This is a genomic window from Terriglobales bacterium, assembly GCA_035543055.1.
Taxonomy (GTDB): Bacteria; Acidobacteriota; Terriglobia; order Terriglobales; family Acidobacteriaceae; genus JAIQFD01.
In genome coordinates this window covers 1-6,867 of record DATKKJ010000007.1, presented here as the reverse complement: position 1 = coordinate 6,867, position 6,867 = coordinate 1, and the positions used below count along the sequence as shown (strand labels likewise).

Here is a 6,867-nt window from a genome sequence, read left to right as displayed (position 1 = left end):
GCCGAAGGCGGAGCCGGGTGAGTTCATCGTGGGAGGAGTCGCTTCTGTTCGACTGTCGAAGCGTACAGGCTGCATTCTTTCAGTTGGCCACGGGAAATGACTGGCAGGGCAGGTGGCGCGCCGGCCATAGGACGATGAACCTCTAGGGGGCGAACGTCATCGAGGAGGTTGATGCTACCGGAACCGTGCTGGCCCGCTACAGCCAGGGCCCAGGTATTGACCAGCCGCTCGACGTCTTCACCGGCGGCGCGACGAAGTACTACCACGCGGACGGCCTCGGTTCAATCACGTCCTTGACTGACATCAGCAGCTCGCTCACAGACACCTACACTACCGACACCTTCGGCAAGACCACTGCCTCCACCGGTACAACTCGGAACCCCTTCCGCTACACCGCTCGCGATCTCGACTCGGAAACCGGCCTGATGTACTACCGCGCCAGATACTACGACCCGGCCAGCGGCAGATTCCTGAGTGAAGACCACGTTCAGGCGAGTGATGGCTGGAGAACTGCTTACCATGTAGCATCACATGGAGGTGTGCGATGAGCACTTACGTCATCCTCAGCCGGATCTCGCCCGACGCGTTCCGCGATCCCAAGGACTTCAAGAAGCTGGCGGAGGCGGTCTCGTCCCGGATCGCCAAGGAGTGCAAAGGCGTGGTTTGGAAGCAGAGCTTTGCCACCCTGGGGCGATTCGACGTGGTGGACATCGTCGAGGCCGACGATCCGCGGCAGGTGGAAAAGGCGGCGATGATCATTCGCGCCTATGGACACTCCACGACCGAGACCCTGGCGGCCACCCCCTGGAAGCAATTCCTCGCGAACCTGTAGCCGGGACTTGGCTGCTCAATCCCGGTGCTCCTCCCCGGCGGGGATCAGCCCTTGGCGGCCGGCGCCTGGTCGAACAGCTTGACCGCCAGCGCGCCGTGGGTGACGGCGCCGCCAGCCCGGAGCGCGGCGGCCAGCAAGGCGGCCTCGCTGACCTCCTCGCGGGTCGTGCCCGCGCGTTTGGCGGCGCGCGCGTGCACGTCGAGGCAGTAAGGGCACTGGGTGGTGCACGCCACCGCGATCGCGATCAGCTCGCGATACTTCCGGGGAATGGCGCCGCCGTCCCGGCCGACGGTCTTGTCGAACTCCACGAAGGCGGAGAATTCTGTCGGCGCGAGCTGCTTGAACTCGGCAAGTCGTTTCAGGTCGTCAGAATCGTGATAGTGCATCGTTCCTCCAGGCAATCTTGCTGTGTAACCCGTTTGTACTACGGGCGAAGGGCTGCCGGAAGCTGTCCGCAGCCCCATCACATTTCCGCTACGCCCGCCTTGCTGCCGCACGCCGAGGCGCCCTCCGGCACGCTACCGGAGCGAGGCGAGACCGAAGCCGAGCAAGAGTTCACTGGTTCGCGCCTGACTTGTGCCGAACCCTTGTCAGGTCTTGCCGCAAACAATCCGCCCCAAGTCCTAGAAATCCACTAGGGACGGGCGTATGCTTCCGCCAGCATCAGGAGGTGGCCCGTGCCGAACCACCATGGTACGAAGCAGCGTCCCCGCCCCGCCTGCCCCAGTTGCGGCTCCTCCCTGGGAGTGGTGCGCGTCGCCTACGGCTCGCACAGCGCGGACACGGTCGAGGCCCTCAACCTGCGCGACGCCGACCTGGTCGGAGTCATGAAGGAAGAGGCGCCCCACTGGTTCTGCGAGGAGTGCCAGACCCACTTCGGCAAGATCACCGACGCGGCCTGAAGGTCGAAAGTTCGATTTGTAATTTGTAAAGTACCGCGGGCTGATTTCCTACCTGTGGGTGCCTCTTACTTTGCAAATTACAAATTACAGATTACAAATCTGATAGACTTTTTCGTTTCGCACGACCGCATATTTCCTGTCTGTCAGGTGTCCATGCTGAATCCTTCCGACATCGCCATCGTCAACGGGGCGCGCACCCCGATGGGCCGCTACGGCGGCAAGCTGCGCGATTTCACCGCCCAGGAACTCGGTGCCGTCGCCGGCAAGGAAGCCATGCAGCGCGCCGGGGTGGAGCCCAAGGAAGTCGATCACGTCGTCTTCGGCAACGCCCAACAGACCTCCGGCGACGCCCTCTATGGCGCGCGTCACGTGGCGCTCAAGGCCGGCCTGCCCATCGAGACTCCGGCGCTCACCGTCAACCGCCTGTGCGGCTCAGGCATGCAGGCCATCGTCTCGGCGGCGCACATGATCCAGCTAGGCGAGGCCCGCACCGTGCTTGCCGGGGGCATGGAGAGCATGTCCATGGCGCCGCACGTCATCCGCGGCGCGCGCTGGGGCTTCGGCTTGGGCGAAGGCAAGATGGAAGATTCGCTGATGGTCGCCCTGCTCGACACCCAGTGCGGCCTCTACATGGCGCAGACCGCGGAGCTCTACGGCGACCAGCAGGGCATCACCCGCCAGATGATGGACGAGTTCTCGCTGCGTTCACAGAAGCTGGCGGCCGAGGCGCTGAAGGCGTGCCGCATGAAAGAAGAGACCACGCCCGTGCCGCTGCGCAACCGCAAGGGCGAGCCGACCGGCGAGATGTTCGAGCAGGACGACCACCTGCGGCCGGAGACCACGATGGAAGGCCTGGCCAAGCTCAAGCCCGCCTTCGGCAAGAACATCACCGCGGGCAACGCCAGCGGTATCGTGGACGGTGGCGCCGCGGTCGTGCTCATGCCGCTCGAAGACGCACAGAAGCGCGGCCTCAAGCCGATGGGACGGCTGGTGAGTTGGGGCATTGCCGGCGTGGACCCCAAGATCATGGGCCAGGGGCCGGTGCCGTCATCGCGGATCGCGCTGAAGAAGGCGGGACTGAAGCTCGAGGACATCGATCTGATCGAGGTCAACGAAGCCTTTGCCGCCCAGTACCTCGCGGTCGAGAAAGAACTCGGGCTCGACAGGAATAAGGTGAATGTGAACGGCGGGGCGATCGCGCTGGGTCATCCGCTGGGCGCGACCGGCACCCGCCTGGTGCTGACGCTGCTTTACGAACTACGACGGCGCAAGGGCAAGTATGGCCTGGCGACCGCGTGCATCGGGGGCGGGCAGGGGATTGCGGTGATCGTGGAGAACGTACGGCGTTGATTGTTCACCGCCGAGCACGCCGAGATCGCCGAGTTTGGAGATGAAAAATGCTCGGCGCTCTCTGCGATCTCGGCGGTAAGAAAAAGGAATTCATATGGCCATAAAGAAGGTTGGCGTTTTAGGCTGCGGTCTGATGGGCTCCGGCATCGCGCAAGTCGCCGCGACTGCCGGATATCAAGTCATCTCGCTGGAGGCGGAGCAGCGCTTCCTGGACAAGGGTTTCGCCGGCATCGAGAAGTCGCTGGCCAAGTTCGCGGAAAAGGGAAAACTGAAGGAAGCGCCCGAGGCCATCCGCGCGCGGCTCAAGGGCACGCTGAAGAAAGAAGACCTGGCCGACTGCGACCTGATCATCGAGGCCATCATCGAGAACGTCGAGGAGAAGAAGAAGATGTACGCGGCGCTGGACGGCATCGTGAAGAAGGACGCGATCTTCGCCTCCAACACCTCGTCCATCTCCATCACCGAGCTGATGGTCGCCACCAAGCGCCCGGAGCGCTTCGTCGGCCTGCACTTCTTCAACCCGGTGCCGCTGATGGCGCTGGTGGAAGTGGTGCGCACCATCACCACCGACCCCGCGGTCTTCGAGCAGGCCTTCGCCTTCGCGCAGAGTGTCGGCAAGACCCCGGTGCGCACCTCCGACAAGACCGGGTTCATCGTCAACCGGCTGCTGGTGCCGTACCTGCTTGACGCCATCCGCGCCTACGAGGAGGGCGTCGGCTCCATCACCGACATCGACCTGGCGATGAAGCTGGGCTGCGGCTATCCCATGGGCCCCTTCACCCTGCTCGACTTCGTCGGCCTCGACACCACGTACTACATCACGCACGTGATGTTCGACGAATTCAAAGAACGCCGTTTCGCCTCCCCGCCGCTGCTCAAGCGCATGGTCATGGCCGGCTGGTACGGGAAGAAGTCGGGCAAGGGATTCTTCGACTGGTCGAATCCCGAGAAGCCGGTGCCGCAGGACGCCGCACTGCAGGGGATCACGGCGTCTGAGATGGCGGTCGCCTAAGACAGTTTTCAGTTTCTAGAAGGAGATCCGTATGGCTTCATCCGTACTGACGCAAACCTACCAAAACCTGAAGTTCGACAAGAAAGACCACATCGCCTACGTCACCATCGCGCGGCCGAAGGTGCTGAACGCGCTGAACGGCGCCACCATGCGGGAGCTGCGCTCGGTGTTTACCGCAATCCAGGAAGATGCCGAGGTGCGGGTGGTCATCCTGACCGGGGAAGGCGAGAAGGCGTTCGTCGCCGGCGCCGACGTCAACGAGTTGGCGGTGATGGGCCCGATCACGGCCAAGGAATATACCCATCGCGGGCAGGCGGTGCTCGACTTGATCGAGAACCTGGGCAAGCCGGTGATCGCCTGCATCAACGGCTTCGCGCTGGGCGGCGGCTGCGAGCTGGCGATGGCGTGCACCATGCGGCTGGCCAGTGAGACCGCCAAGCTGGGGCAGCCCGAGGTGAAGCTGGGCATCATCCCCGGCTACGGCGGCAGCCAACGCCTGCCGCGCCTGGTGGGCAAGGGTCTCGCCTTCCAGGTCCTGCTGACCGGCGACATGATCACGGCGCAGGAGGCGCACCGCATCGGGCTGGTGAACGAAGTGGTGGCGCCGGCCGAGCTCATCCCGCGCGCCGAGGCCATCGCCAAGAAGATCATTGCCAACGCGCCGCTGGCCATCCAGTACTGCATGGAAGCGGTCCATAAGGGCATGGACATGACCCTGGCCGACGGCCTGTACCTGGAAGCGACGCTGTTCGGCGTCTGCTGCGCCACCGAGGACAAGAAGGAAGGCACGACCGCGTTCCTGGAGAAGCGAGCGGCGAATTTCAAAGGCAAATAGCGTGATCGGGTAATTGGGTAATCGGGTAATTGAGTAATTGACAAAACCGGTTGAGCCAATTACCCGATTACCAAATTGCTCAATTACCCAATCGAATGATCCGTTCATTCCACAAGCTGCTGGTGGCCGCCAACGACAAGGAGTTCTCCGTCCTGGTGGACTTCTTCGATTCGCTGGGGCTGGCGCGCGGCGAGGCATGGGAAGGACGGCGCAGCAAGGGCATCAAGCTCGATGCGCGCGAAGCAGGCGTCGAGATCGGCGCCGGCAAAGGCTTCCCCGACGCCGACCTGGTGATCGAGTGCGCCTCCGCCGACGTGCTCTACGACATCGCCAAGAAGCGGAAACTGAGGATTACGGAGGAGATCGCTGACACCGAGTGGGGGGCGCGCATGTTCTCGGTGGAAGTGCCGGCGCGCAAGGGGCGGCTGGCGATCTTTTCCTACAAAGAAGACTGGCGAAAAGGCCCGGCGAAGAAGCTGGGCGAACTGAACGCAGCGGGGAAGAGATTCGGCATCGTGGTCAGCCGCTTCAATGCGTTCATCACCGAGCGCCTGCTGGGCGGCGCCCTGGACGCGCTGAAGCGCACCGGCGCCCGCGACGGCGACATCACCGTGGTGCGCGTGCCGGGTTCCTTCGAGGTGCCGCTGGCCGCCCGCAAGCTGGCCGAGACCGGCGCGGATGCGGTGATCTGCCTGGCCTGCATCATCCGCGGCGAGACCTCGCACTACGAGCACCTCGCGGAAGAGGTCACGCGCGGCATCGGGCAGTCGGCGCAGGAGACCCGCGTGCCCCACGCCTACGGGGTGCTGACTTGCGACAACCTGGAACAGGCGATCGATCGCGCCGGCCTCAAGATGGGCAACAAGGGGTTCGAAGCGGCGCTGAGCGCGGTGGAGATGGCGTTCTTGCAGTCGTCAGTCGCCGGTCGCCAGTCGCCAGCAAAGACGAAACCGCCGCGGGTGCGTCCGGTGCCGGGCCGCAGGCTCAATGAACCAAGGCGGAAAAAGCGCTAATGCACCTTCCCTCCCGAGCTTTCACTAGGTACTGGGTACTGAGTACTGGGTACTGAGATGGGCACCCGCCGCAAGTCCCGCGAACTAGTGCTGCAGATGCTGTTCCAGCTCGACATGGGCAAGCAGCAGCCCGACGAGGTGCGCCGCACCTTCTGGAGTGAACGGGCCGAGGTGGACGCAGGCACGCGCGGATTCGCCGAAGACTTGTTTAATGCCGCGGTGGAGCGCAGCAAGGCCATTGACGCGGCCATCGAGCGTCACGCCGAGCACTGGCGCATGGATCGCATGGCGGCGGTGGACCGCAACGTGCTGCGCGCCGGCGTCGCCGAGTTCTTCGCGTTTCCCAAGACCCCACGCCCGGTGGTCATCAACGAGGCGCTGGAGATCGCCCGCAAGTTCTCCTCGCCGGAATCAGTGCAGTTCATCAACGGGGTGCTCGACAGCGTCGCCCGGGAACTGGACACGGCGAAGAGCGTGTAGAAGATGGACTGGAGCGACGAAGCACGCGAGATCATCGACGACCTGCTGCAAGAGCTGCCGCTGCCCGTGCGCGAGGGGGTGCGACAGGCGGCGCAATCCCGCGCCGAGTCCCTCGCGGAAGAAAAATCAGCCGCCAAGATCAAGCTGGAGATCGCGGTGCAGGCCTTCATCGAGGCCACGCCCGCCGACCTGCGCGAGCGATTGAAGCACACGCTGTCTTACAAAGGCATAGATCCGGACGAATACGAGGCAGCGTTCTCGGCCTAGCACCCTACTGGTAGCGCACCGCCACCAGATTGGGTGTGAAGCTCACCGGGATCTGGGCCACGGGCGCTCCCGAGGAAAGGGTGAAGCCCTGGACCTGGTTCACGCCCGCCACTCCGACCCACACAGTTGAGCTATCTACGGTGACGCCGCCGGTGTAGGCGCCGGTGGCCGTCCCC

Annotated in this window: 10 protein-coding genes; 9 read left to right on the top strand and 1 reads right to left on the bottom strand. The window is 64.0% G+C overall.

All coding sequences use genetic code 11. The features are described 5' to 3' along the window. Positions 1-185 precede the first annotated feature (185 nt). Complete coding sequence (locus tag VMS96_00420; GenBank protein ID HVP41861.1) at positions 186-548, top strand: RHS repeat-associated core domain-containing protein; 363 nt, start codon at positions 186-188, stop codon at positions 546-548. Further along, positions 545-832, top strand: a complete 288-nt coding sequence (locus tag VMS96_00415; GenBank protein ID HVP41860.1) for a GYD domain-containing protein — start codon at positions 545-547, stop codon at positions 830-832. Before VMS96_00420 ends, VMS96_00415 begins: the two co-directional genes overlap by 4 nt. A gap of 44 nt (positions 833-876) precedes the next feature. Here the strand turns inward: VMS96_00415 and VMS96_00410 are convergent, their stop codons facing one another. Further along, a complete protein-coding gene (locus VMS96_00410; GenBank protein ID HVP41859.1) occupies positions 877-1,218 on the bottom strand; it encodes a carboxymuconolactone decarboxylase family protein in 342 nt (113 codons plus the stop codon). Between the two features lie 291 nt (positions 1,219-1,509). Between VMS96_00410 and VMS96_00405 the strand changes: the two genes are divergently transcribed. The 7 genes from VMS96_00405 (at position 1,510) to VMS96_00375 (ending at position 6,691) form a co-directional block, all read left to right on the top strand. After that, the gene (locus tag VMS96_00405) at positions 1,510-1,734 is read left to right on the top strand and encodes a hypothetical protein (protein HVP41858.1); all 225 of its coding nucleotides are present in this window, start codon (positions 1,510-1,512) and stop codon (positions 1,732-1,734) included. 153 nt (positions 1,735-1,887) lie between these two features. Next, entirely contained in the window at positions 1,888-3,084 is a 1,197-nt protein-coding gene (locus VMS96_00400) for an acetyl-CoA C-acetyltransferase (protein HVP41857.1), read from the top strand. Positions 3,085-3,178: 94 nt separating this feature from the next. Further along, entirely contained in the window at positions 3,179-4,096 is a 918-nt protein-coding gene (locus VMS96_00395; protein HVP41856.1) for a 3-hydroxybutyryl-CoA dehydrogenase, read from the top strand. Between the two features lie 31 nt (positions 4,097-4,127). Further along, the gene (locus tag VMS96_00390) at positions 4,128-4,931 is read left to right on the top strand and encodes an enoyl-CoA hydratase-related protein (GenBank protein ID HVP41855.1); all 804 of its coding nucleotides are present in this window, start codon (positions 4,128-4,130) and stop codon (positions 4,929-4,931) included. A gap of 95 nt (positions 4,932-5,026) precedes the next feature. Next, the gene (gene ribH, locus VMS96_00385; protein HVP41854.1) at positions 5,027-5,944 is read left to right on the top strand and encodes a 6,7-dimethyl-8-ribityllumazine synthase; all 918 of its coding nucleotides are present in this window, start codon (positions 5,027-5,029) and stop codon (positions 5,942-5,944) included. A 57-nt stretch (positions 5,945-6,001) separates the two neighbouring features. Further along, positions 6,002-6,424 (top strand): transcription antitermination factor NusB, encoded by a 423-nt coding sequence (gene nusB, locus VMS96_00380; protein ID HVP41853.1) that lies wholly within the window; start codon positions 6,002-6,004, stop codon positions 6,422-6,424. A gap of 3 nt (positions 6,425-6,427) precedes the next feature. Next, complete coding sequence (locus VMS96_00375; GenBank protein HVP41852.1) at positions 6,428-6,691, top strand: DUF2621 family protein; 264 nt, start codon at positions 6,428-6,430, stop codon at positions 6,689-6,691. The last annotated feature ends 176 nt before the right edge of the window (positions 6,692-6,867 follow it).

What these genes read in the sequence shown, in the direction of transcription:
- VMS96_00415 (HVP41860.1), top strand. Translation starts at nt 545, where the DNA reads ATGAGCACTTACGTCATCCTCAGCCGGATCTCGCCCGACGCGTTCCGC.
- VMS96_00410 (HVP41859.1), bottom strand. Translation starts at nt 1,218, where the DNA reads ATGCACTATCACGATTCTGACGACCTGAAACGACTTGCCGAGTTCAAG.
- VMS96_00400 (HVP41857.1), top strand. Translation starts at nt 1,888, where the DNA reads ATGCTGAATCCTTCCGACATCGCCATCGTCAACGGGGCGCGCACCCCG.
- VMS96_00395 (HVP41856.1), top strand. Translation starts at nt 3,179, where the DNA reads ATGGCCATAAAGAAGGTTGGCGTTTTAGGCTGCGGTCTGATGGGCTCC.
- VMS96_00390 (HVP41855.1), top strand. Translation starts at nt 4,128, where the DNA reads ATGGCTTCATCCGTACTGACGCAAACCTACCAAAACCTGAAGTTCGAC.
- ribH (HVP41854.1), top strand. Translation starts at nt 5,027, where the DNA reads ATGATCCGTTCATTCCACAAGCTGCTGGTGGCCGCCAACGACAAGGAG.
- nusB (HVP41853.1), top strand. Translation starts at nt 6,002, where the DNA reads ATGGGCACCCGCCGCAAGTCCCGCGAACTAGTGCTGCAGATGCTGTTC.
- VMS96_00375 (HVP41852.1), top strand. Translation starts at nt 6,428, where the DNA reads ATGGACTGGAGCGACGAAGCACGCGAGATCATCGACGACCTGCTGCAA.